Origin of the sequence: Shewanella sp. Actino-trap-3, from assembly GCF_002836275.1 — a bacterium.
GTDB lineage: Bacteria > Pseudomonadota > Gammaproteobacteria > Enterobacterales > Shewanellaceae > Shewanella > Shewanella psychromarinicola.
The window spans coordinates 469,479-495,117 of record NZ_PJCE01000001.1 but is presented as its reverse complement, the minus strand read 5'-3'; the positions used below and the strand labels follow the sequence as shown (position 1 = coordinate 495,117).

The window sequence follows — 25,639 nt, the reverse complement described above, 5'->3', positions numbered from 1 at the left end:
TCACACTACTTTATACAGATTTTGACTACAAATGATGGTTAAAAAGTCCACCTCTGACTCAGTGATTAAGTAAGTCTCTGTTATATGACAACTTTAAATAATGGCACACTTCATGCTTTATAACTAGAAATTAACATTAGTTACAAAAGTTAACGTGACGTAAACACAAACACAGGTAAGACTCTAACAATTACGCCTTAAGTTAATTTTTATAATTTAGCTTTATTCACAAATTTTAACACTAGCAGGTACCCCATGGATAGGTTCATCAGCATGAAGAAAATGGCAATTCCTTTACTTTGTATTGCAGTATTAAGTGGTTGCAGCGGCGAAGCAGAACAAGCAAAAGAAGATGAAAAATTTGCGATTCCGGTTGAAACCGCTGTAGTCACCACAGGCAATGTATCCTCTTTCTACAGCACGACCGCTACACTTGAAGCACCTGAAGAGTCCCATGTGATGAGCCGCATTGCTGGGATCATCGAAAAGATTAACGTTGAAGAAGGCGATCGGGTTACCAAAGGACAAATACTTGCGGTCATTGATGCCAAGCGTCAACGTTATGATTTCAATCGCTCTGAAGCCGAAGTGCAAATTATTCAGCAAGAATTAAATCGTTTAAACAAAATGAACAACAAAGAGTTTATTAGCCAAGATCAAATGGCCAAGCTCGAGTTCAATCTACAAGCGGCGAAAGCACAGCGCGACTTAGCCGAGCTGCAAGTCAAAGAAAGCCAAATCACCTCGCCCATTAATGGCGTTATTGCCGAGCGTTATGTTAAAACGGGCAATATGGCGAAAGAGTTTCAAGAGCTATTTTATGTTGTCAATCAAGACCAACTTCACGGCATATTGCACTTACCAGAACAACAACTTGCCAGTTTACGAGTGGGTCAACAAGCGAGTATTATTCAACAACATCAGGGTACTAAATCCGATATTATCGACGCAAAAGTACTGCGTATTAGTCCCATTGTAGATGCTCAAAGCGGCACCTTTAAAGTGACATTAGCCGTGCCAAATCAAGATGCAAAATTAAAAGCAGGTATGTTTACGCGTGTTGAACTGAAATACGACACTCACCTCGATGTGCTTACCGTGCCTTATAACGCATTAATCAACCAAGACAATACTCAAGCTTTATATGTGATAAAAGACACTAAAGCACAGCGACGCGAAGTCAGCTTGGGCTTTCGTGAAAATAACACTGTTGAAATTTTATTTGGTGTTGAAGCTGGCGAACAAATAGTCATCCGCGGCCAGCAAAATCTTAAAGATCAATCATTGGTAGAGATTATTACCCCACTTAGCTTCGCTGCTATTCGATAACGGAGCTGGATAATGTCGATAATCAATACTTCTGTTAACCGTCCCGTCACGGTGTGGATGTTCATGTTAGCTGTGATGCTGTTTGGTATGGTGGGGTTTTCTCGCCTCGCGGTAAAACTATTACCCGATTTAAGCTATCCCAGCGTGACTATTCGCACTGCCTATGACGGTGCCGCCCCCGTTGAAATTGAACAGCTGGTGTCAAAACCGATTGAAGAAGCCGTTGGTGTGGTTAAAGGCTTACGCAAAATTAGCTCAATTTCTCGTTCAGGCATGTCTGATGTGGTGCTCGAGTTTGAGTGGGGCACCAATATGGACATGGCAAGCCTTGAAGTACGCGAAAAAATCGACACCATTGAGCTGCCATTAGACATAAACAAACCATTACTATTGCGTTTTAACCCCAATCTTGATCCCATCATGCGCTTAGCATTTTCAGTGCCCAATGCAGATGCGGAGCAGTTAAAGCAAATGCGTACCTTTGCAGATGAAGAGTTAAAACGCCGCTTAGAAGCCTTATCTGGTGTTGCCGCAGTGAGGCTCTCTGGAGGGTTAGAGCAAGAAGTTCACATTGAATTAAATCAACGAAGATTAAGCCAGCTCAATCTTAATGCTGACCACATTAAACGCCGAATTAACGAAGAAAACATTAACCTTTCTGCGGGTAAAGTGATCCAGGGCGATAAAGAATATTTAGTCAGAACCTTAAATCAATTCAATTCATTAGATGAATTAGGTCAGGTCATTGTCTATCGAAATGGCCAAACCTTAGTTAGATTGTCTGATATTGCGGTGATCAGCGATGCCTATAAAGAACGCAGTGATATTACCCGTATTGGCGAAGTTGAATCGATTGAACTCGCTATTTATAAAGAAGGTGATGCCAATACCGTTGCAGTGGCGAACAAGCTTCGAACCGAACTCGACAAAATGAACCAAACGGATGAAAGTAATCAATTAGAAATTATTTATGACCAATCTGAATTTATTGAAAGTGCAGTAAATGAAGTTACCTCAGCCGCATTATTTGGCAGCTTGCTGGCCATGCTGGTTATTTACCTGTTTTTACGTGATATTATTGCCACCCTCATAATTTCTATTTCGATCCCCTTTTCGGTTATCGCCACTTTTAATATGATGTATTTTGCCGATATCAGCTTAAACATCATGTCCCTAGGCGGTATTGCGTTAGCCATTGGTTTATTGGTGGACAATGCCATCGTGGTATTAGAGAACATTGACCGTTATAAATCTCAAGGCATGAGTAAAATTGAGGCTGCCGTCACCGGCTGTAAAGAAGTCTCTGGCGCCATTTTTGCTTCAACCCTGACAACACTTGCGGTATTTGTGCCATTAGTGTTTGTCGACGGGATAGCAGGCGCCTTATTTGCCGATCAAGCGCTCACCGTCACCTTTGCCCTACTCGCCTCATTATTTGTTGCCTTAACCGCCATTCCTATGTTGGCTTCACGTCAAGGTTTTACCAGCCTGCCACAACCGGTTGAAGTGACCGCGATGCCTAAACCGACCACCCGTAAAGGATTAATAGCCTATTACTTATTGGCAGTGTTGCAGTTTCCTTTTAAGTTACTGTTTAGCTATTTACCCGCTGGTTTGTTAACCGCAACGATTGTTATAAGCCGTTTTGTTAGTAGCGTTTTTGGCTTGCTGCTAAAACCCATTTGCGCTGGATTTAACGTCCTATATCGTATAGTGGAATCGTTCTATTACCGCGTACTTCGCCATGCCCTGCGGCACCAAGTGTTAACCCTAGTGATCGCTTTAGTGATGACCTTGGCTTCAAGCAGTTTACTGCCTAAGTTAGGTGTAGAATTAATTCCACCGATGAATCAAGGCGAATTTTATGTTGAAATTTTACTGCCTCCTGGTACTGAAGTCAGTGAAACCGATGCCGTATTACAACAGTTAGCCCTAGCGATTAAAGACCGTGACGATGTTAAACACGCCTATAGTCAAGCGGGTAGCGGTGGCTTAATGACATCGGACACCGCCAGAGGCGGTGAAAACTGGGGCCGATTACAAGTGGTGTTAGCGGATCCTTTAGCCTTTAATACGGTTAGTCAGGTACTGCGCAATACCGCAAGAAATATCCCTGAGCTAGAGGCTCAGATTGAACATCCTGAATTATTCAGCTTTAAAACCCCACTTGAAATTGAGTTGTCGGGCTATGATTTGGTTCAACTTAAACAAACCGCGGACCGACTGGTTAATGCCTTGTCAGAATCAGACCGCTTTAGTGACATCAATACCACTCTTCGTGATGGCCAGCCAGAGATCAGCATTCGCTTTGATCATGCCCGCCTCGCAGCGTTAGGCATGGATGCACCGACTGTCGCTAACCGTATTGCTCAACGAGTAGGCGGCACTATTGCCAGCCAGTTCACGGTGCGCGATCGTAAAGTTGATATATTAGTCCGTAGTGAATTAAGTGAACGCGATCAAATCAGCGACATTGAATCGTTAATCATTAACCCAAATAGTGCGCAGCCTATTCCATTAAGTGCCATCGCCACCATTGACTTACAAATTGGTCCTTCGGCAATTAATCGTATCAGTCAACAACGCGTTGCCATCGTGTCATCTAACTTGGCCTACGGTGATTTAAGCGAAGCCGTGCTCCAAGCCCAGCAGATACTGGCTAAACAGCAATTCCCTAGCTCAATTCAAGCCAGGTTCGGCGGCCAAAATGAAGAAATGGAACAATCTTTTGAATCGTTGAAAATAGCCCTCGTTTTGGCCATTTTCTTAGTGTACTTAGTGATGGCAAGCCAGTTTGAATCCTTGCTACACCCGCTATTAATTTTGATTGCAGTGCCGATGGCCGTTGCAGGTAGCATTATTGGCTTATTTATTACCGGCACCCATTTAAGTGTGGTGGTGTTTATTGGCTTAATTATGTTGGCAGGTATTGTGGTCAATAATGCGATTGTATTGGTCGACCGTATCAATCAATTACGCCGAGAAGGCAAGGATAAGTTGAGCGCCATCAATGAAGCTGCGCAATCTCGCTTGCGCCCTATCATGATGACCACGCTGACAACCACCTTAGGTTTATTGCCGATGGCAATAGGTATTGGCGACGGCAGTGAGGTTCGCGCACCGATGGCCATTACAGTAATTTTCGGCTTAAGCATGTCGACTTTACTCACATTATTGGTGATCCCTACCTTATATGCGTTGTTTGACCGTAAACAATATACCCAAAATGACCTTGAGCTTAATACTGCGGAGACGCTAGCATGAGTATCACTCAACTGGCGATAAAGCGCCCTGTCACCACCTGTATGTTTTTCTTAGCTATTATGCTGTTTGGTATGGCGGCCAGTCGGATGCTGCCACTGGAAATGTTTCCGGGCATTGATATTCCGCAAATCGTGGTGCAAGTGCCTTACAAAGGCTCCAGCCCAGCAGAAGTTGAACGCGATATCACCAAGGTGCTGGAGGAATCACTTGCCACCATGAGCGGTATTGAAGAAGTGCGCTCTGATTCAACCCAAGACGGCGCTTTTATTCAGCTCAATATGAAATGGGGTGAAGAAGTGGCCATGAAAAGCCTTGAGGCACGTGAAAAAATAGACTCGGTAAGACATTTATTACCAAAAGATGTTGAACGCGTCATGATCCAACAATTCTCAACCGCCGACATGCCGGTGCTGACAATCCGTATTTCAAGTGATCGCGAGCTCTCTAATGCATTTGATTTACTTGAAAAACAACTTCGTAAGCCACTTGAGCGAGTTGACGGTGTATCCAAAGTCACCCTTTACGGCGTTGAACAAAAGCAGATTGAAATCCGACTTGATGCCGATAAATTAGCGGCATCAAGCCTCAACAGTGTCGATTTACGCACCCGTTTACTGGCGGAAAACTTCGTCATCAGTGCTGGTACACTCAGAGAAAACGCTCGAGTGTACCAAGTCTCGCCCAAAGGCGAATTTACCAGTATCGATGATATTAACAATCTGGTTATTGTGCCGGGTATCCGTTTGCAAGATATTGCGAAGGTGAACTATGCCCTACCTGAAAAAAGAGAAGGCCGACATTTAGATCAAAAATATGCCGTGGGTATTGATGTCTTTAAAGAGTCAGGCGCCAATTTAGTTGAGGTGTCAGATCGTGTCCTAAAAGTCATTGAGCAAGTTAAGCAAGATCAGCAATTTAATGGTATCAAGCTGTTTATCATGGAAGACCAAGCCTATGGCGTTAAGTCGTCACTGAAAGACTTACTGCTGTCCGGATTAATGGGCGCGGTATTGTCATTTGGCGTGCTGTATCTGTTTTTACGTAACCTTAAAATGACCTTAGTGGTTATTTCATCGGTGCCAATTTCATTGTGTATGACATTGGCGGGTATGTACTTTTTAGGCTACAGCTTGAATATTCTGTCGATGATGGGATTATTATTGGCGATCGGCATGTTGATTGACAATGCGGTAGTGGTCACCGAAAGCGTGCTACAAGAAAAACAAGCCGCACACATTGACGACACCTGTCAGAGAAAAGCTAACCAACGAGCCGTGTTAACCGGCGTGGAAAAAGTCTCGTTGGCGGTTTTAGCCGGTACATTAACCACAGCGATTGTGTTTTTACCGAATATTTTTGGCGTTAAAGTACAGCTGACCATCTTTTTAGAACATGTTGCTGTGGCCATTTGTATCTCGCTCGCGGCATCATTATTGGTTGCCAAAACCCTTATCCCACTTATGCTCAATCACTTTCATTTTGAAGTGAAGACCGCTAATGATAATAATCGCTTAGGGCGTTTTTATCAGCGAAGCCTAAGGTGGATTTTAACCCGACCAAAACGTTCTGGGGTTATCGCTTTGGTGATATTAGCTTCAACTGCATTGCCGTTAAGTATGGTGCAACAAGATCAAGGTGATGGTGAAGGTAATGACCGTTTATACATTAATTATCAGTTAGAAGGTCGGCATAATTTAGCGGTCACCGAGGCGATGATTAACAGCATGGAAGCGTATTTATACAGCAACAAAGACGCATTTTACATTGATACTGTTTACAGTTACTACGCCCCACAAGATGCACAATCGACCATTTTATTGCAAAAAGACATTCCCATTGACATGGGCGAGTTAAAGAAAATGATCCGCGAAGGATTTCCTAAGTTTTCGATTGCCACGCCACAATTTGGCTGGGGTAATGAAAATAGCGGCATTCGCGTAACCTTAACCGGACGCTCAGCATCAGAACTTATTCTTTTGAGTGAACAAGTGGTGCCATTACTCGACAACATTGAAGGCTTAGTGGATGTGCGTTCTGAAGTGAATAGTGCCCAACAAGAAGTAGTAGTGGTCATTGACCGAGAAATGGCCGCTCGTCTTGATTTAACCTTAAGCGATATCGCTACAAATATTGCCATTGCATTGCGAGGCTCACAGCTACGGTCATTTCGTCATGATCCTAGCGGCGAACTGCGCATCGAATTGGCCTATGATAAAAGCTGGCAAAATTCGTTAGAAAAACTTAAGCAGTTACCGATTATTCGTCAAGGTGACCGAGTCTATACCCTAGACAGCTTAGCCAAAGCAACCGTGGTGCCTCGATTTGATACTATTCGTCATTTTAACCGCCAAACGGCTTTATCTATTGGCGCAAATCTTGAAGATCTCACCACCGAAGAAGCACAAAAAGAAATTACCCAAGTGATGGACTTGGTGAATTTTCCTAATGGCTACGGCTACTCATTACGCGGTGGCTTTGAACGTCAAGATGAAGACCAGTCAATCATGGCTGTGAATATGATTTTGGCTATTGCGATGATCTATATCGTCATGGCGGCATTATTTGAGTCGCTAGTGTTACCGACGGCTATTATTACCTCAATAATGTTCTCCATTACTGGCGTATTTTGGGCGCTTTGGTTAACCGGTACACCCATGTCGGTGATGTCAATGATTGGCATACTCATCTTAATGGGCATAGTGGTCAATAACGGTATTGTTCTGGTAGACCAAATCAACCAAATGACACCCGATTTAGATAAGCTCAGCAACACGATTATAAGTGTGTGCATAACCCGATTACGTCCGGTATTAATGACCGTCGCGACCACGGTACTGGGGTTGGTTCCATTAGCCTTAGGAGACACCCAAATAGGGGGTGGTGGGCCTCCTTATTCCCCAATGGCCATTGCCATTATTGGTGGTCTCACCTTTTCAACGGTCACTAGCCTGTATTTAGTGCCATTGTGTTACCAAGCCTTGTATATAATGCGCCATAAAGCCGCGATCAGATTAGGTGTAGCCAACACCTTGGCTCACAAACTGTTACCTTGGGCTAATAATGAGTAGCATCTAGGCTGAGCGATTAGGCAACAGGGCACAGTATTGAGCCCTGTATCTGCTGCCACATCTTGTTGTGGTCTGGTTATATGGCCACTAACGTGTCTTTTGCTGAGCCGATAGTGAACACCTGTTCGCTTCGATCTGGGTGCGTGATAGCCGCGATATTAATGTGTTGGCATTAAAAATATTTCACGTACATTGCAGCGCTGCTCTGCTTCAATAGCAAAAAGTACCGCTTCGGCTACATCAACCGGGTCTAATTTATCGGGTTTAGGCTCATCAAAAAATGGGGTGTTGACCATACCAGGAGCAATGGTAGTGCAGCGTCCGCCCCATTGAGCCATTTCTTCGGCCAAGTTCTGGCCAAAGCCATAAGCAAACCATTTACTGGCACCGTAAATCGACCCTTTATGTGACGTACGCCCAGCCACTGAGCTGGTTAAAATAAAATGCCCCTTGGTTTCACGTAAGTGGGCCAGCGTTAACTTGGCCGTCCATAACATGGCTTTGATGTTGATATCGATAAGTTTTGACCACTCATCTGGATCCCCTTGTTCGGTACCCGAAGTGGTTACCCCGGTGCCTGCGTTAGCGAAGGCCACATCGAGTCTGCCAAACTTGTTGATGCCAGCTGTCACGACCTTTTCTAATGCATCAAATTGGGTAGCATCGGCGGCAACGGCTAGGGCATTATCTTCCCCTAGCATGGCCACCAAGTTATCCAATTTCTCTTGTCTGCGGGCAGTCAGTATCACCTTGTGGCCGTTTTTGACTAACGCTTTGGCTGTGGCTTCACCGATACCACTGGATGCACCTGTAATTAATACTATTTTTTGTTTTATCATCTGACGTTCCTGTTACTGTAAAATAAGTTAACACACTCAGTGTGGTGATTTTGTCTATAAATACAAGCCCCAAGCACTGCAGGAGGGTAAATAGTCACTGTGGTTAACCCCTGACAGAGATTAGTTATGCTACATAATCTCCAGTTCAACTCACGGAGCGCTTCGTCAAATGATAGCAAGCGCTATTGAAACACACCGTTGACGCAACATTGCGCCATGGCACAATAAGTGATCAATTTGCTTTGCTAAGCAGTATTAAACACAATAAATAATCACAATAAATAATCACAATGACAGCAATAAAGGGATAGTCATGAAACTAAGATTTCAACGTCAAATTATCGGTCTCAGTGCGTTAACTATGCTCGCGTTAACCCAAACATTAGCCGTTGCTGATGATAAATTCAGTGATGTGATAATTAAATCTCAAAAACTAGACAATAATACTTATATGTTTATCGGCGCCGGTGGCAATATTGGCGTTTCAGCTGGGGAAGACGGCATATTGATCATTGATGACCAATTTGCGCCCTTAGCAGATAAAATTACTGCAGCACTCAAGCAAATTCAACCCGGGGTGCCCAAATACATTGTCAATACTCATTATCATGGCGATCATACTGGCGGCAATGCACATTTTGGTGAAAAAGGCACTATCTTAGCGCATCACAATGTCCTCAAACGCCTCAAAGCTGATAGCCGTTCACCCGCGTCAGCATTACCTGTTATCACTTATGCAGAAAACATCTCAATTCATTTTAACCAAGATACGTTAGAGGTCATCCACCTAGGTCCTGGTCATACTGATGGTGATAGTGTGGTTATTTGGGAAAAGGCCAATATTATTCACATGGGCGATTTATACTTTAAAGATCGTTTTCCCTACATCGATTTAGCGGCTGGAGGTTCAGTGACCGGTTATCGGGAAAACGTCAGCATGATATTAAATCGTTTGGACAACAAGACCAAAGTGATCCCTGGTCATGGTGCGTTAGGCGATAAAAATGCATTGTTAACATTTAAGCATATGCTTGATGACAGCATTAATTGGATGCGGGGTGAAATAGAAATGGGTCACGATTTAGCCACCATCAAAAAACAGGGTGTACCGCCCAAGTACGCCAATTGGGGCTGGGAGTTTATCTCTGCCGATAAGTGGATTGAGACCTTATACCAAGATTTAGCCACAAAACCTTAAATTTGCATCTTAACTCAGCTTATCAGCAAATATCCCCCCTCTGTTTACAGAAAAAGCTTGCGCTTATAGGCAAGCTTTTTCTTCTCAGCATCAAGGTCTTCTACGACGAGATATCCATTCTGTAATCGTTAAAGGTGCTGGCCTGAAATGCTACAACCCGCAATAGACTGGCTTTGCATTTTTGCTGCTAATATTTAGAAAAGGTCTAGCGAAATAATTGAACCATTGCCAGGATGCTAAAACTGCGGCACTTTTTTCATTTCGCTTCCCCACCCACTAAGCGATAACAATGAATGGCTTGGTTAACCCCCTCTTATTGGGTCCAATATCGCGATATAAGCTATGTATAAAGACCAACAAATCTTGTCGATTATCGCCACCCATTTTAGACAAAAAAAGCGCCCCTGAGGGCGCATTAATGACTGAATACTCAATGACTCAGCTTGTACGTTATTCTGTCACCAAAGCTGTTGCACGATTTTCCAATAATACCGGAATACCTTCGGTAATAGGATAGGCTAACTTATCAAACTTGCAGATCAGTTGTTGCGACTCTTTGTCATATTCTAGCTTACCTTTACATACCGGGCAGGCCACAATTTCGAGTAATTTTTTATCAAATGCCATGAGACAGTCCTTTTTTAGTTTGAGCCACTTGCTGTAATTGGCTCAACAATGCGTGATCAAATTCTGAGTTAAGCTTCGCATTTACAGGTAAATACCACCAGTTTGATTGTGCAAAATCGCGACATTTAACCGCATCTTTTTCAGTCATTAATAATGAATGTTGCACAGATAACTCACTTAATTGCTTTTCATCAAAAGCCTGATGGTCTGAAAACTCAACGGTTTTTACTGCTTTATAGCCTAACCGACTAATACTATTAAAGAAACGTTGCGGATTACCAATACCCGCCATAGCAACAAGACTGTGCTGCTGAGTAAATTCATCATGTAGGCTAGTATCGACCTGACAAAGAGGTGCAGGAGCAAGTGTCATCAACACTTCACCATCTTGAGCTGGCCCGCCATTATTGATCACAAAATCAACCGAGCTTAAACGCCCTAAACCTTCTCGCAAAGGCCCTGCAGGCAACAAACAGTGATTACCATAACGTCGCTCACCATCGACTAAGGCAATTTCGATATCACGCCCTAACGCATAATGCTGTAGGCCGTCGTCACTGATAATAACATCCACATCAAAATCAACTAATAACGTCTGTGCCGCAGCAATTCTGTTGGCGCCTACAACCATAGGCACATAAGTGCGAGCGACTATCATAGCGGGTTCATCACCAACATCACTTGCTTTGGCATTGATGTTAACGGCAACAACACCGTCAATATTAACCCCATAACCTCGGCTTATCACACCTGGTTTATAGCCATGTTGGCGTAATAACTCGATTAAATAAATCACTGTTGGGGTTTTACCGCTGCCTCCAGCAGTAATATTGCCCACCACAATCACAGGCACCGGCAACACTTGCGCCTGTTTAAGCCCACACAAAAACAGTCCTCGTCGAATAGAGGATATTAACCAAAATAACCCAGATAACGGCAATAATAACCACTTGGCTGGGTGCCCTTGATACCAAATGCGCTGAATAAGCTGTTGCATCACAAACACCCGATCATTATTGGCTAAACTGCATCTGGTAAAGGTTGGCGTAAATGCCTGCTTGGGCAATTAATTCACTGTGATTACCGCGTTCAACAACTCGACCTTGATCAATAACCAAAATTTCATCGGCGCTTTCAATGGTGGATAAACGATGGGCAATCACAATCGATGTACGGTTATGTCGAAGATTATCGAGGCCTTTTTGAATCGCTTTTTCAGACTCGGTATCCAAAGCCGATGTGGCTTCATCTAAAATTAACACTGGCGCATCACGTAACATAGCACGAGCAATGGCAAGACGTTGACGTTGACCGCCTGAAAGTAACACCCCGTTTTCACCCACTTGGGTGTCTAATCCCAGTGGCAAGGTATCAATAAACTCCATCGCATAAGCCAGTTCAGCGGCATGGACAATCTGCTCTCGAGTCACTTCTCCTGGGTAAGCATAGGCAATATTATTAGCAATAGTGTCATTAAATAAGGTCACTTGTTGCGACACTAAAGCCACTTGATTACGTAATGATTTTAACTGGTAATCGTAAATGCTGGTGTCATCAAGGCGGATATCACCGGTTGACAAGCCACTATAAAAACGGGTAATCAAACTGGCGATGGTCGACTTACCAGAGCCAGAACGTCCGACTAATGCAATGGTTTTACCCGGTTTAACTTCAAAATCAATACTGTTTAAGGCGGACTTTTCTTGGCCTGGATAAGTAAACGTGACATTTTCAAATGTCAGCTTACCTTGAACACGATCAATACTAAACTCACCCGTGTCGGGCTCTGGTTCTGTGTCTAATAATTCAAACACTGTAGTGCAGGCGGCAATGCCTCGTTGAAATTCGGCATTAACACGGGTTAAGTTTTTAATCGGTTGAAGCATGGCTAACATGGCACCTAAAATAGCCGCAAACGTTCCAGCGGTTAAATCCGTTCTCATGCTCTCCCAAGTGGCGGCATACAGTACAAAAGCCAGAGCAAAAGATCCAATCACCATAATGAGCGGTTGGCTAATTGATTGAGCCACCGCTAGCTTCATATTTTGATACCGGTTTTGGTCGTTAACTTTATAAAAACGAGCAACCTCTGTTTTTTGGCCACCAAACACCAACACGTTTTTATGGCCTTTAATCATCTGTTCAGTGGTTGCGGTAACGCCGCCCATTGCAGATTGAATTTGCTTAGAAACCTTACGAAAACGCTTACTGACAATACTGATCACGACGCCCATAATTGGGCCTATCACCAATATGCACAATGATAATTTCCACGAATAGTAGAACATAATGCCTAACATACCGATCGCGGTCATGCTGTCACGGACAATTGAAATCAACGCACTACCGGATGCACGAGCAATTTGTTCGGTATCGTACGTGACACGTGAAATCAAATTACCACTATTTTCGCGATCGATATAACTCACGGGTAAACGCAGATAATGTTCAAAAACTTGTTGGCGCATATCCATGATGAGCTGTGCACTCATGTATGAGACACAATAGGTCGACACAAAGTTAGCCACACCACGTATGCTGAACATGACAATAACCGCAATAGGAGCCATTAACATAATGTCTTTATTGGCGTTAAACCCACCATGTGTCGGTAAGTCGACACCAGCAGCTATCGCTGGAGTTTGGCTGAAACCTTCATCAATAAAAGGCTTAATAAATGCAATAAACGCCGCATCGACTGCGCCATAGGTAATAAGGCCTAGAACAGCCATAATAAACATGGCTTTCATTGGTACTATATAGGCCATCAAACGTTTGAAAACGATCCATATTTCATTTTTAGGTGATGCTGACATTGAATCCAATACTTAACTAGCAAACATAAGTGATATTCTACTCTGCTTTAAGTGACTCACCAAACCTAAACAAACGGTTATACCAAAATGGGGCCATTTTTTGCCGATAAGTGGTGACGTAGTAATCATTATGAGTGAAGCTGATGCTAATTTGGCCCACATGGCCCGTCTGTAATATTTTGCAGTCTCGCTGTTGATACCTGGTTAAAATATCCAATTTAGGAAAGCCATATTGGTTAGAAAAACCAGCAGTAAAAATGGCTAATCGAGGATTAACGTTATCGATAAACGCCGGAGTAGAAGATGTTCGACTACCATGGTGTGGGACTAATAAGATATCGGCTTTAATATCAACATTCGCGGCGACTAATGCCTGTTCTCTAGGGGCTTCAATGTCTCCAGTTAACAATACCGAAGACTGGCCATCAGACAGCTTAACCACGCATGATTGGTTATTATCATTACTCTTGGTCGTTAAATGATTACTGATGAAAGTTAACTGCACGCCACGCCAATGTAACTCACCTTCACAAGCTTGCACTGCGGGTGATGACTCAGGCAAGGTTGAGGCTGAGGTTAAAAAATCGGCTATTAATGTCGCCTGCGGAAATTTATCTAGCAACACATTCAATCCACCAGCATGATCATTATCATCATGGCTCACCACGATATAATCAATATACCTGATGCCTTTGCTCGCCAGAAAAGGCAATATTGCACGCTGCGCATAGCTAAAATCGCCATATGCTGCCCCAGTGTCATAAATAATCCCATGTTGACCTTGTTGCAAAACCACCGCCATACCTTGAGCCACATCAATGACATGAAGTTGCCATGGTGCTGAACGTGATGATGACGATGGCGGAAACAATATCTGGTGAGTCACCAACTTGCTCACGATGATTGGTAGCATGAGCACGGCAACCAAAAGGCGAAAAGCCAGTTTACGGTTGTTAGGCACATAACCCCGAAACATCAACAAGATAATTGCCAAAACAACAAACAGTAATCCCGCCAGTTCCTGTTCAGTTAACGCAAGCTGTTTTAACGGCAAATGATCGCTCAGCTGTAATAACCACGCAAATGGCTCAAGACTTATATTAGCCCACTGAAATATCATCAAGCCAAGGCTTTGCAGTGAAACAAGATCTATGCCCAATAACCACATGACACACAATGCCACTAACCAAAGGCAAAAACTCAGTATTGTTAACGGAATAACCACTAGACTAAACCAAGGTACTAGCAACATATTTAACCAAATACTATGAGGTGAAATCCCACCAAATAATATGCCTTGCAAACCACCTAGGAACAGCGCTAAACGCCATTGAATGGACCACAACACACTCAGTCCATGCAGTATCTTATCCTTTACCTGTTTAGCTTTTTGTATGCATCGTTCGGTCATATCAAATTTAGGAACATCGATACTTTGATTAACGTGATCAGAGCCCAACATAGGTTGTTGATCTACAGTGGTGGATTTTACCGCCAATAAAATGATCACCAAAGCCCCAAACGACAACCATAGCCCAGCACCGAGCGACGCAAAGGGATCGACCAACAGCACAAAAAACAATGCATATACGAGCCGATCCCAATGGTGGCTAAATTGTTTAATCAAGCTGAATATGAGTAACAAAAATAGCATTAATAATGCACGTTGCGTGGCAACAGCAAAACCAGATAAGTAGCCATAACCAAAAGTGAATAATGCAGCAATCACCATTGCGAGTTGAATTTTACCTAAATGTTGCCAAGAAAAAGCATAACGACTCAGCCCGATCATTATGGCGTAAAACAAACCAAAAACGACCGATAAGTGTAAGCCCGAAATTGCAACAAGATGCCCTGCTCCCGTCTGACGCAACTGCTGCCATCGTATTGCGCTTAAACCGCTTTTATCTCCAAAAATCAACGCTTGTAAAATATCCCCCTGAGCAAATTGTGCCAAGGTGGGTGACAATGCATCAATAACCTGTTGACGCACAGACATACTGTGACTGAGCAGTTCGGCTCGTTTAACACGACCTTTAGCGATAATATGCTGACTAATGAACTGCTTTTGTTGATTAAAACCACCTTGGTTTTGGATGCTTGAGATCCCTTTGACCTTGGCACTAAATAGCCATGTCTGGCCAATAACAATTTTATCTGGCTTTTGCCATGTTAATCGGTAGTATCGCTGCACATTATTAAGCGCCAACGCCTCAAAAAAAGCGTCTTGATCAGCTTGATTAATAACGCGCACATCAAAACTAATCCAGTCGCGGTTTTGGTTAACTAGTGATACTATCTGCGCCTTAAACTCAATTTGTTGGGATTTTTCAGCATATTGATGCATAAACAAACAATGAAACAACAGGCTTAGCCAAATGACTGCGAATAAGCAACCAGCCATAAGCGGCCCTTTGCGAAGGCAAAGCACCATAGCCAAAAATAAAATAGGTAACCATCCTATAGGTACCAGCGAAGGCCATAACATCGCTGATAAAGAACAGGCGCAAAAGCCATAGATAAATCGATTCATAATGAATTAGTAAAGACATTAATCGACAAATATGCCAAAAAAATTAATACAAAGATTTATGCCAAAAGCAGAAACACTCCGTGAGCATAAGTATTTACGGGTGTTTGGCAAACTATTGCACAAGCCCAACCTATGGGTGTTAAATCGCAAATCGGCCCCTGGGGCCTTTGCTGTAGGGCTATTTGTGGCTTGGCTCCCTTTGCCATTTCAAATGGTGGTCGCTGCAGGATTTGCCATTCTGTTTAACGTCAACCTTCCCGTTGCTGTCGCCTTAGTGTGGGTGACGAATCCGTTTACTATGCCCATTATGTTTTATGGTGCTTATCTGTTGGGAACCAGAATTCTCGGACATAAAGCGCAGGAATTTCATTTTGAAGCCACCTGGGCATGGATTGAAGCGTCTTTATCGACCATAGGCCCACCTTTTTTAATCGGCAGTTTAGCCTTGGGCATTGTGTCGGCTTTAATTGGCTACGTTGTCATTAAAAGCATGTGGCGCTATTCAATCTTATTTAAATGGCAAAAGCGTAAAGGACAATAGTCTCCAACAGATTGACTAATTTACTCTCATTAAGGCCGCTTCTGCGGCCTTAATAATATGCTAAAGGTATTGATTTACATTTTTCGCCATCAACTTTGCCAAATGGGAAAAACCCAATATCTAAAAATTACCAGCCAAATTAACCTCTATAAACAACATCATCCAAGTCAACCCTTATCTACACAGCTGAGTGCTTCATGGCGAGTTGCGGGTCGACGTCCTTGCCGATCAACAAGGAAGTTATGTAAAAGTGTGACCACTACAAGCCGCAGAAACAGCACTAACGATATCGTTAACCGACCCTAATACTGCCATTAAACGTTCATACACCATTAGGGAATTTGATCCAAAACGTGGCCAACTTAGTTTGGATATTGTTATCAATAGACATGGAGGCCCAGCCACTGATTGGACTCAATCAGCTAAAATGGGTGGTACTGTGGTGATTAATGGCGGGCCAGCTAGCTTATGGTTCCTGTTGAGTCAGGGTACGGTAGGTCCATACAATCAAGTGCAGGGCAAGTAAGCCACTAAAGCTAATAGCAAAAAAAAGTAGCGCGATGGATTCGACTGTTTTGGGCGTATCGGCATAGCAATACCACCAAAGTGGCCACGTAACTAAACTCAGTAGCGTTAACTGCCACATGCAGCGTTTACAACGACCAATTTTTTGTTTAAAAACCGAATCAGTGCATTGGTTACAAGGCATAACCCCCATCCTTATAAGCCATAACTAAGGTGCTTAAACGCGTATTTTGACAATCGAGTTAACCCATGTTTGCTCATCTATGTATAAGCTATCTGCCCGCTAATGCGGTGGCAGGCGCTATTTTGGTTGCTTTCCACGCAGGGTAAATGGTTGCCACTAAACTCATCACTAATCCCATCACCAGCACCAAGACCACATCTTGAGCATGCAATTGCGACGGTAAAAAATCAATAAAATAAATATCTGATGCCAAGAGCTGAATACCCAATAACTGCTCTATTGCAGATGCAATATCACTTAAATAATAAGCAACCACAACACCCAACACACCACCAATGCTACATCCCATCAGCCCATTTAAAGCACCTTGCATAATAAAAATGGCCATAATGGCGCCGCGATGAAGCCCCATGGTCATTAAAATGGCAATTTCAGAGGCTTTATCACGTACGGCCATCACTAAGGTAGACACAATATTAAAACAGGCCACGGCTATCACTAAGGCTAATACCAAATACATCACTAAACGAACAAGCTGAATATCTTGATACAAATGCCCTTGGCTACGAGTCCAATCATTAATGTATAAATATTGCTCTTGGGCAAAACCTAAATCACGAGTGATACTCGCCGCATGAAAGACATTATTGACTTGAATTCGTACCCCAGAAACCGCGGAGCCCAGCTCGAGTAAATCGGCTAAATAATCAAGCGACACATAAGCTTGAGTTGACTCAATCTCACCACCCAAGGTGTACACACCTGAGACAACAAAGCGATGACTCTTGGCCGACGTTAACTTACGGTTATTCGCATCTGGCGTATACATCGCCAGAGTATCACCCACTTTTAAGCCCAATTTAGTCAATAAACTGCGGCCAAGGACAATGTTATTTTCATCACCAGCTAATGTCTGCCAAGTTTCGGCAGACATATAATCAGCAATACTCGACACATCGGACTCATACTCAATATCAACACCATTGACAACTAACCCTTGAAAACCATCGGGTTTTTGTACTAAACCTTGTAAACGAACAAACGGAGCCGTACCTGTAATTTGCGGTATTTTGGCCGCACTTTGTGCAATTTCATGCCAATCGGCAATAGGTTGATTAACGCCAACGAGTTCACCATGAGAGACCACGCCTAATAAGCGGTCTTGTAACTCTTTTTCAAAACCATTCATGGCCGATAGCACCACAATCAACACGCCAACACCTAAGGCAATACCCGCAGTAGACGCAAATGAAATAAAGCCAATAAAGCCATTCGACTGCCTAGCGCGAAAAAAACGCCAGCCAATTGTTAACGGTAACCACTTACTCATTAAACTTGTCCTACAGGCACAGTAGTTACTGAACTCGCCACCTGCAACACCCCGTCTTTCATGGTGAGTTGGCGATCCATTTTCGCGGCTAATTTATGATCATGGGTTACCACCACAAACGCGGTACCAAACTGCTGCGCTAACTCGCGGATCATCAGATAAACATTATCACCACTGCTGGCGTCTAAATTCCCCGTGGGTTCATCGGCTAATACCAACTTTGGTTTGTTTATCAATGCTCTTGCTATTGCAACACGTTGACGTTCACCACCCGATAATTGCGCCGGGATATGGTGTAAACGATGGCCTAGCCCAACACGCTCAAGTAAGTTTTTAGCGTCTATCAAGGCTTGGTTTTTATCCCTGCCTTGAATAAACGCAGGCATCGCGACATTTTCAATCGCGGTAAACTCAGGTAACAGATGATGAAACTGATAAATAAAACCTAAATCTTGATTACGCACTTGTGCCTGACGAGCACTAGACAATTGGTATAAATCTTCACCGTCTAACAATACAGAACCAGATGAGGGCATATCTAAGGTCCCCATAATGTGTAAAAGGGTACTTTTACCCGAACCGGAACTGCCTACAATGGCCAACTGTTCGCCCTTATAAACGGTTAAATCAACACCCGACAGTACTTGGGTAGTCACTTCACCATCATGATAGTGCTTGCTGACATGTAGAACCTGTAATAACGCTTGTTGTGTCTGACTCATTATTCGTATCTCAAAGCTGTAGCAGGTTGAACCCTTGCGGCGGACAACGCGGGATAAAGGGTGGCAAATAAGGTAATAAATAAGGTGCCTAAAATAATAAAACTCAATTGCGCTAATGACAATTGCACCGGCAGAGTCTGACCTACGCCCAATATAGAAATACCAAAAGTGGTTAATATGCCATTCAAATTAAGCGTTAACACTATGCCAGCAATCGCGCCAAGCATTAAGCCTAACAGCGCATTAAGCGAGCCTTGCACAATAAAAATCGTCATCACCGAGGTGGTGGTTAACCCTTGGGTTTTTAACACCGCAACATCGGTGGTTTTATCGACCACCATCATCACCAATGCTGAGACAATATTAAATGCAGCCACGGCCACAATTAAACTGAGCATCAATGACATCATATTTTTTTCCATCTTGACCGCCGCAAATAAATGGCCAAAATCTTGGCGCCAATCACGCGTTTGAATGTCAATGTTTTGCTTAGCAAATCCAGCAACCACTTTTGGCGCTAACGCAGGTGCAGAAAAAGGATCGTTCAAATACACTCGCAGTTCATTAATGGTATTGCTGTCTTTACGCATCAATTTACGCGCATCTTTATAATGCACATACGCCACGCTAGAATCGACTTGCGAGCCCATTTCAAAAACACCGGCAACAGTAAACTTACGCTGGCTAGGCACGGGACCCATCGGCGAATACACCACACCATCACCGCTTAACACCCTAACCTTATCACCCGCTCTCACGTCTAGTTTTCGGGCAAGATCAACGCCAAGTACAATTGAATACTGCCCCGCTTGTAACGTTGAAAACGCATCAGAATAAGTATGAGACGCAATACTCGACAAGGATTGCTCAAGTTCAGGATATACCCCATACATTTGAATGGCATGAATGTTACTGCTCGATTGGATCATGGCCTGGGTTGTCGCACTTGGCACAATGCCACGAATATTTTGTAATAAATATTTATCCGCCAACAGACTTTGGGTACTTTGCTGCCAATCTCTAAATCCCATGTCACTGATCAGAGTCATTTGCGGCACCGCGCCTAAAATGCGGTTTTTTAGCTGGCCTTCTAATCCATTCATCACCGAACTGACGACGATCAATGCAGTCACCCCTAAAAAAATACCTGATACAGCAAAAAAGGTAATAAAAGAGGCAAAAGCATTCGCTTTTCGGGCTCGCCAATAACGGTAGCCGATAAAAAATGAAAATCCTAAATTCATAAAAAAATACTAATCCTGTGCGCCCATTTGGGCGTATTAGTCAGACAATCAGGCTAAATGACACTATGAAAACAACAAGCCAGCGTGTATGACTTGCTAAATCATTAAGTTGGGCACGATAATAGGGCTATTAGTGTGATAAATAAAGAGGCAAACCTTGATACCTGACAGCAATTCTTATTTTAATGTGCCTCACAACTTTAATGTGTACTTAACTTCGTGGGATCCAAGCCACGCTTTACCCACTGATGATGAGCTACGCGACATGCAATCGGTTGGTTTAAAACTGCTCACAGAAGTCAAAAGTCTTGAAGCAAGCTGCCTGTTGCAATTGCGACACTTAGATAATGATGCCAAAGCCGTGGTCGACTTTTTAAAATTACAATCACGCAAGGTCGATTTAGTATTACAACATGTGCTTGAAAAAGAAGTTCAGGATGGTGAGTTATTTACTGGCGATCAATTCGGCGGTAGTGGGATCAGTATTATCTCAACACGACCGTTAACCGCGAATGAGTTCGTTAAAACCCACATCTATTTGCATACTGAGTTAGTCGCATTATTGTGTATTTGCCAAATTAGAACCTGTACAGCAGCAACAAATGACACTGCAGAAACACCTTCTTGGCGTTGTGAACTTGAATTTAGCCAAATACTTGAAGATGATATTGAACAATTAGTCAGAGCAAGTTTGAATGTACAGCAAAAAATGCTCAAAAAACGTAAGCAGAATATCGATAAACAGCGTAGCTGAAGCCTCGCCTTATTATAAGACTTGATCGCAAACGGAACTGAAAAAGATTTTAATGAATTTATATAGTGTACTCACGCCGCCGAGTGTAAAAAAAGGCCAACAAACGCAAACTTTGGCAACCTTGGGTGGGGTCTCGCAAGCCATCACCCTGGCCAATTTAATTAATAATCATGCTGGCACCAGTATTATCGTCACCCATGACACGCCCAGCGCCTTGTCACTTGAGGTGGAGCTGAGTTATTTATTAAACCACATCAATGTGAATGTGTGTTTGTTTCCCGACCGTGAAACCTTGCCCTACGATAGCTTCTCGCCACATCAAGACCTGATTTCACAGCGACTTGAAACGTTGGCCAATATCAATCAAAGCCAACATAATGTGGTTATCGTGCCAGTAAACACCTTAATGGTGCGATTACCGCCAAAGTCGTTTATGACCGCCAATGTTATGGTGTTAAAAAAAGGCGACACTTACGGCTTACAACAGGCTAGGCAACATTTAACTGACACAGGTTATCATCTAGTCGACCAAGTATACGAACATGGTGAGTTTGCCATTCGTGGATCCATTATTGATATTTTCCCGACCGGCTCTTCACAACCATTACGTATAGAACTGTTTGATGATGAAGTCGAATCAATCCGCTTTTTTGATGTTGATACTCAGCGTTCAGGCATGGCACGTGATGCCATCCGTATGTTGCCAGCCAAAGAATTTCCGACCGACAGCCATGCCATTGAAGGCTTTAGGCAACGCTATCGTCGCCGTTTTGAAATCATTTCAAAAGAAGCCGAATCGGTTTATCAACTTGTCAGTCGTAATCTAATGCCTGCAGGCATTGAAAACTATTTACCGCTGTTTTTCGATGACACTGCCAGCCTATTTGATTACTTGCCACAAAACAGTCAACTCATCACCATAGGCGATATTGAAAAAGCCAGCTTATCCCATTTGCATGAAGTCAATGTGCGCTACGAAGACCGACGCGTCGATCCACTAAGACCCTTGTTGGCGCCCAAAGAGCTTTACCTGCTTAATGATGAATTATTTGCGGCATTTAAATCCTTTAATCGTACTCAATTACTGCAGCAATATAGTGCCACCGACACTAATAATGCCGGTGAGCCGCTAGCAGAAGTCGCCCTACCAGCACAGGCCCTTATCGCCAACGTTGAAACCCTGCCCGACATCAATGCCAACCATAAATTAAAGCAGCCACTGATTGCGTTACAAGAATATGGTCAACAACACCCACAGCTCCTATTCAGTGCTGAATCTGAAGGCCGCCGAGAAGCCTTGTTAGACTTGTTTGCTAAGATTGGCATTAACCCCAAACAGTTTGCTCATCTTAACGACTACCTTGCCGCCAAAGACAGTATTGGCTTAATCGTGTCACCTTTAGCGCGGGGTTGTGTGCTAACCGACACCGCAAAAGGTGCTGTGAGTATCATTTGTGAAACCGAACTGTTTGGTCAACGTATTTCGCAACATCGCCGCCGCGAAAAACAAAAGCAAGTTAGCTCAGATGTGTTAGTCAAAAATTTAGCTGAACTTAAAGTCGGCCAACCTATTGTGCATCTTGAACACGGTGTAGCGTTATACCAAGGGTTAGAAACCCTCGATACTGGCGGTTTGATCGCCGAATATTTAAAGCTGGAATATTCCGGTGGTGACAAGCTGTATGTACCAGTGTCATCACTGCATCTTATCAGCCGCTACAATGCCAGTGGCGACGGTAATACTCATCTCAATAAGCTGGGTAACGAAACGTGGACCAAAGCCAAGAACAAAGCTATAGAGCGCATTAGAGATGTGGCCGCGGAGCTGCTCGATGTTTACGCCCGTCGCCAAGCACGTCCTGGCGAGGCAATGAGCATCGATGAGCAAGAATATGCCCAATTCAGTCAAGGCTTCCCATTTGAAGAGACTGTCGACCAAGAAAGCGCCATTCATGCGGTGCTTGAAGACATGCAAGCGCCGTTAGCCATGGACCGCTTAGTCTGTGGTGATGTTGGCTTTGGTAAAACCGAAGTGGCCATGCGCGCAGCATTTGTCGCGGTTAATGCCGGTAAACAAGTGGTGGTGTTAGTACCAACCACCTTGCTTGCCCAACAACACTACGAAAATTTTAAAGACCGTTTTGCAGATTGGCCTATCGTGATTGAAGTGATGTCACGCTTTAGAACCGCCAAAGAGCAAAGCAGTGTAGTCCAGCAACTCGCTGAAGGCAAAGTTGATATTGTTATCGGCACCCATAAGTTACTGTCATCAGAAGCTAACTTCGACAACCTCGGTTTATTGGTTATCGACGAAGAACACCGCTTTGGTGTACGTCAAAAAGAAAAGATTAAATCGCTACGGGCCCATGTCGACATTTTAACCCTCACAGCCACGCCTATCCCGCGGACCTTAAATATGGCCATGTCGGGTATGCGTGATTTATCCATTATCGCCACCCCACCGGCTAAACGTTTAGCCGTAAAAACCTTTGTGCGTGAATATGATAAAGCCACTGCACGAGAAGCTATCTTGCGTGAAATTTTGCGTGGCGGCCAAGTGTATTATCTACACAATAATGTTGAAACCATTGATAAAACGGCGCAAAACATTCGCGACTTAATTCCAGAAGCCCGCGTCGTGGCAGCCCATGGGCAAATGCGCGAACGCGATCTTGAAAAAGTCATGTCCGATTTTTATCATCAACGTTTTAACGTACTGGTCTGTACCACCATTATTGAAACGGGTATCGATGTGCCCAGTGCCAATACCATCATTATCGACCGCGCCGACATGTTAGGTTTAGCGCAGCTTCACCAGCTTCGAGGTCGGGTTGGACGCTCGCACCACCAAGCCTATGCTTATATGATGACACCACATCCTAAGCGTATGACTTCTGATGCACGTAAACGTCTTGAAGCCATTAGTGCGCTTGAAGATCTTGGCGCAGGTTTTTTACTGGCCACCCAAGATTTAGAAATTCGTGGTGCGGGTGAATTACTGGGCGATGAACAAAGTGGCCACATCTCAAAAATTGGTTTCAGCTTGTATATGGAAATGCTTGACTCTGCCGTAAAAGCCCTCAAAGAAGGTAAAGAGCCTTCGTTAGCCTACATGATGAGCGCCAAAGCAGAAATTGATTTACGTATTCCGGCGTTATTGCCAGAAGATTACGTCAGTGATGTCAATATGCGCTTATCATTATATAAGCGTATCGCTAACTGCGAAAGCGACACTATGCTTGATGAGCTTAAAGTCGAATTTATTGACCGCTTTGGTATGTTACCTCAACCCACGCGCAATTTAATGGCGATGACACTGTACAAACATCAAGCAACAGCACTGGGTATTACCAAAATTGAAATGCACGCCAAGGGTGGCAGCGTCGAATTTGGTCAGGAAAATCACGTCGATCCGATGTTTATTATTGGTTTGTTGCAAAACCAACCACAAATCTATCGAATGGACGGGCCAAATAAGTTAAAGTTCAACATTCCTGCTGAGACAAGCAAAGAGCGTCTTGAGTTAATCAACACCTTGCTTGAACAGTTCGCTAAACATCAAATTTTGGAGACAAATAGTGCTTCGTAAAATTGCGATTGCTATCGCCGCTATCATAGCGCTATCCCACAGCGTGTCAGCCCATGCAGAATCATGGTTTGAAGTTGAAGTGTTTGTATTTGAACGCCAACAACCATCAGTTGAAAAATGGCTCAATGCCACGCCGCCCAAACTCAGCAAAGACACTGTGGATATCATTACTCCAGTGATCAGTACCGACATAACTGGGGTTTCAGTTGGCTTAAAGGGTTGTACTTCAACCGACTGGACCAATGACGCCAGTAACTGTAATGATCCTAACATCAGTAAAAGTACGGCAACGCACCCAAGCCAAGTGCCCTTTGATGTCGCAGCAAGCAAGCCACAAACGGCTCACTTAGGTCAAGGACCATTACTGCTGGCTCAGAGCCAAAGTAAATTTAGTGACATAATCCGAACTATCCAACGAGAGCCTTATGTTAAAAGCCTAGTACATTTAACCTGGCAACAAAATATGCAGTCTCGCCGACGTGCTAAGCCAATACGTATTTATGGCGGTAAGGATTTCTCAAAAAGTTTTGAATATCATGGCTTAAGTGTCAAAAAACCATCTCAAACAGAAACTATGCCTAGCACAGACTTAAGTGCCTTAGGTGACTTTTATGAAGCGCCAAAGATTAACCCCGTATGGGAGTTAGACGGCTCGATTAACATTTATCTCAGTCATTACCTTTATATTGAAAGTAATTTGGCTTTGCGTAAACCCACCCAGAAAATGGTTGAATCGAGTCCATTGGCATTTAACGAGTATGCAGCGTTAGATATTGAAGGTAAGAAACAACTGGCACCTTACTTAGAAAGCATTCCGCTGATCCAAAACCGTCGAGTTCGCAGTGGTGAGATCCATTACTTTGATCATCCGCAACTGGGTATTGTGATGCAAATTCGTAAAATGGCCCAACCCACTAATATTAAACCTATTGATTTAACAGAGCGTTCTTCCGCTAGCCAACCGGTACCTTATACCGGTTAATCCATGACGGACTCAAGACTAAAAAACCGGATCATATGATCCGGTTTTTTGATTCATAGCCTAGCTTATTTTATGGTTAACACCCTTTTCTCAG

18 protein-coding genes are annotated in these 25,639 nt (G+C 43.5%); 9 read left to right on the top strand and 9 right to left on the bottom strand.

What is annotated here, in order from left to right; genetic code table 11:
• Nucleotides 1-255 precede the first annotated feature (255 nt).
• Genes CXF80_RS02185 through CXF80_RS02175 form a run of 3 tightly spaced genes read left to right on the top strand, consistent with a single transcriptional unit; the run spans nucleotide 256 to nucleotide 7,661 of the window.
• Nucleotides 256-1,329, top strand: a complete 1,074-nt coding sequence (locus CXF80_RS02185; protein ID WP_101030807.1) for an efflux RND transporter periplasmic adaptor subunit — start codon at nucleotides 256-258, stop codon at nucleotides 1,327-1,329.
• A 12-nt stretch (nucleotides 1,330-1,341) separates the two neighbouring features.
• Nucleotides 1,342-4,593, top strand: a complete 3,252-nt coding sequence (locus tag CXF80_RS02180; RefSeq protein ID WP_101030805.1) for an efflux RND transporter permease subunit — start codon at nucleotides 1,342-1,344, stop codon at nucleotides 4,591-4,593.
• A complete protein-coding gene (locus CXF80_RS02175; RefSeq protein ID WP_101030803.1) occupies nucleotides 4,590-7,661 on the top strand; it encodes an efflux RND transporter permease subunit in 3,072 nt (1,023 codons plus the stop codon). Before CXF80_RS02180 ends, CXF80_RS02175 begins: the two co-directional genes overlap by 4 nt.
• A gap of 158 nt (nucleotides 7,662-7,819) precedes the next feature.
• Here CXF80_RS02175 and CXF80_RS02170 read toward each other — a convergent pair whose 3' ends face one another.
• Nucleotides 7,820-8,500, bottom strand: coding sequence for an SDR family oxidoreductase (locus CXF80_RS02170; RefSeq protein ID WP_101030800.1), 681 nt, complete (start codon nucleotides 8,498-8,500; stop codon nucleotides 7,820-7,822).
• Between the two features lie 313 nt (nucleotides 8,501-8,813).
• Between CXF80_RS02170 and CXF80_RS02165 the strand changes: the two genes are divergently transcribed.
• Nucleotides 8,814-9,698, top strand: a complete 885-nt coding sequence (locus CXF80_RS02165) for an MBL fold metallo-hydrolase (protein ID WP_101030797.1) — start codon at nucleotides 8,814-8,816, stop codon at nucleotides 9,696-9,698.
• A 450-nt stretch (nucleotides 9,699-10,148) separates the two neighbouring features.
• Here the strand turns inward: CXF80_RS02165 and CXF80_RS02160 are convergent, their stop codons facing one another.
• Genes CXF80_RS02160 through CXF80_RS02145 form a run of 4 tightly spaced genes read right to left on the bottom strand, consistent with a single transcriptional unit; the run spans nucleotide 10,149 to nucleotide 15,629 of the window.
• A complete protein-coding gene (locus tag CXF80_RS02160) occupies nucleotides 10,149-10,325 on the bottom strand; it encodes a Trm112 family protein (protein WP_101030794.1) in 177 nt (58 codons plus the stop codon).
• Nucleotides 10,315-11,322, bottom strand: a complete 1,008-nt coding sequence (gene lpxK / locus CXF80_RS02155) for a tetraacyldisaccharide 4'-kinase (protein ID WP_101030792.1) — start codon at nucleotides 11,320-11,322, stop codon at nucleotides 10,315-10,317. Before lpxK ends, CXF80_RS02160 begins: the two co-directional genes overlap by 11 nt.
• Before the next feature lie 16 nt (nucleotides 11,323-11,338).
• The gene (msbA, locus tag CXF80_RS02150) at nucleotides 11,339-13,141 is read right to left on the bottom strand and encodes a lipid A export permease/ATP-binding protein MsbA (protein ID WP_101030789.1); all 1,803 of its coding nucleotides are present in this window, start codon (nucleotides 13,139-13,141) and stop codon (nucleotides 11,339-11,341) included.
• A gap of 37 nt (nucleotides 13,142-13,178) precedes the next feature.
• Nucleotides 13,179-15,629 (bottom strand): DNA internalization-related competence protein ComEC/Rec2, encoded by a 2,451-nt coding sequence (locus CXF80_RS02145; protein WP_269801267.1) that lies wholly within the window; start codon nucleotides 15,627-15,629, stop codon nucleotides 13,179-13,181.
• Between the two features lie 76 nt (nucleotides 15,630-15,705).
• Here CXF80_RS02145 and CXF80_RS02140 point away from each other — a divergent pair, with 76 nt between their 5' ends.
• Nucleotides 15,706-16,215, top strand: a complete 510-nt coding sequence (locus CXF80_RS02140; protein WP_101030783.1) for a DUF2062 domain-containing protein — start codon at nucleotides 15,706-15,708, stop codon at nucleotides 16,213-16,215.
• Between the two features lie 286 nt (nucleotides 16,216-16,501).
• On the top strand, nucleotides 16,502-16,741 hold the full coding sequence (locus CXF80_RS20725; protein ID WP_101030780.1) for a siderophore-interacting protein: 240 nt from the start codon (nucleotides 16,502-16,504) through the stop codon (nucleotides 16,739-16,741).
• Here CXF80_RS20725 and CXF80_RS02130 read toward each other — a convergent pair.
• From CXF80_RS02130 to CXF80_RS02115, 4 genes are all read right to left on the bottom strand, one after another.
• Nucleotides 16,682-16,924: a DUF3624 domain-containing protein gene (locus tag CXF80_RS02130; RefSeq protein WP_101030777.1), complete on the bottom strand. Its 243-nt coding sequence runs from the start codon at nucleotides 16,922-16,924 to the stop codon at nucleotides 16,682-16,684. The two genes, CXF80_RS20725 and CXF80_RS02130, sit on opposite strands and share 60 nt — an antisense overlap.
• A gap of 88 nt (nucleotides 16,925-17,012) precedes the next feature.
• On the bottom strand, nucleotides 17,013-18,254 hold the full coding sequence (lolE, locus tag CXF80_RS02125) for a lipoprotein-releasing ABC transporter permease subunit LolE (protein ID WP_101030774.1): 1,242 nt from the start codon (nucleotides 18,252-18,254) through the stop codon (nucleotides 17,013-17,015).
• Nucleotides 18,254-18,976: a lipoprotein-releasing ABC transporter ATP-binding protein LolD gene (gene lolD / locus CXF80_RS02120; RefSeq protein ID WP_101030771.1), complete on the bottom strand. Its 723-nt coding sequence runs from the start codon at nucleotides 18,974-18,976 to the stop codon at nucleotides 18,254-18,256. The genes lolE and lolD overlap by 1 nt, the downstream gene beginning before the upstream one ends.
• The gene (locus tag CXF80_RS02115; protein WP_101030767.1) at nucleotides 18,976-20,220 is read right to left on the bottom strand and encodes a lipoprotein-releasing ABC transporter permease subunit; all 1,245 of its coding nucleotides are present in this window, start codon (nucleotides 20,218-20,220) and stop codon (nucleotides 18,976-18,978) included. Before CXF80_RS02115 ends, lolD begins: the two co-directional genes overlap by 1 nt.
• A 157-nt stretch (nucleotides 20,221-20,377) precedes the next feature.
• On the opposite strand from CXF80_RS02115, the gene CXF80_RS02110 reads away from it, so the two are divergent.
• Genes CXF80_RS02110 through CXF80_RS02100 form a run of 3 tightly spaced genes read left to right on the top strand, consistent with a single transcriptional unit; the run spans nucleotide 20,378 to nucleotide 25,545 of the window.
• Nucleotides 20,378-20,974 carry a hypothetical protein gene (locus tag CXF80_RS02110; RefSeq protein WP_101030763.1) on the top strand — a complete coding sequence of 199 codons (597 nt, stop codon included), beginning with the start codon at nucleotides 20,378-20,380 and terminating at the stop codon, nucleotides 20,972-20,974.
• Nucleotides 20,975-21,026: 52 nt separating this feature from the next.
• Nucleotides 21,027-24,563 carry a transcription-repair coupling factor gene (gene mfd, locus CXF80_RS02105; protein WP_101030761.1) on the top strand — a complete coding sequence of 1,179 codons (3,537 nt, stop codon included), beginning with the start codon at nucleotides 21,027-21,029 and terminating at the stop codon, nucleotides 24,561-24,563.
• Nucleotides 24,553-25,545 carry a peptidoglycan binding protein CsiV gene (locus CXF80_RS02100; protein ID WP_101030757.1) on the top strand — a complete coding sequence of 331 codons (993 nt, stop codon included), beginning with the start codon at nucleotides 24,553-24,555 and terminating at the stop codon, nucleotides 25,543-25,545. The genes mfd and CXF80_RS02100 overlap by 11 nt, the downstream gene beginning before the upstream one ends.
• Nucleotides 25,546-25,639 lie beyond the last annotated feature (94 nt).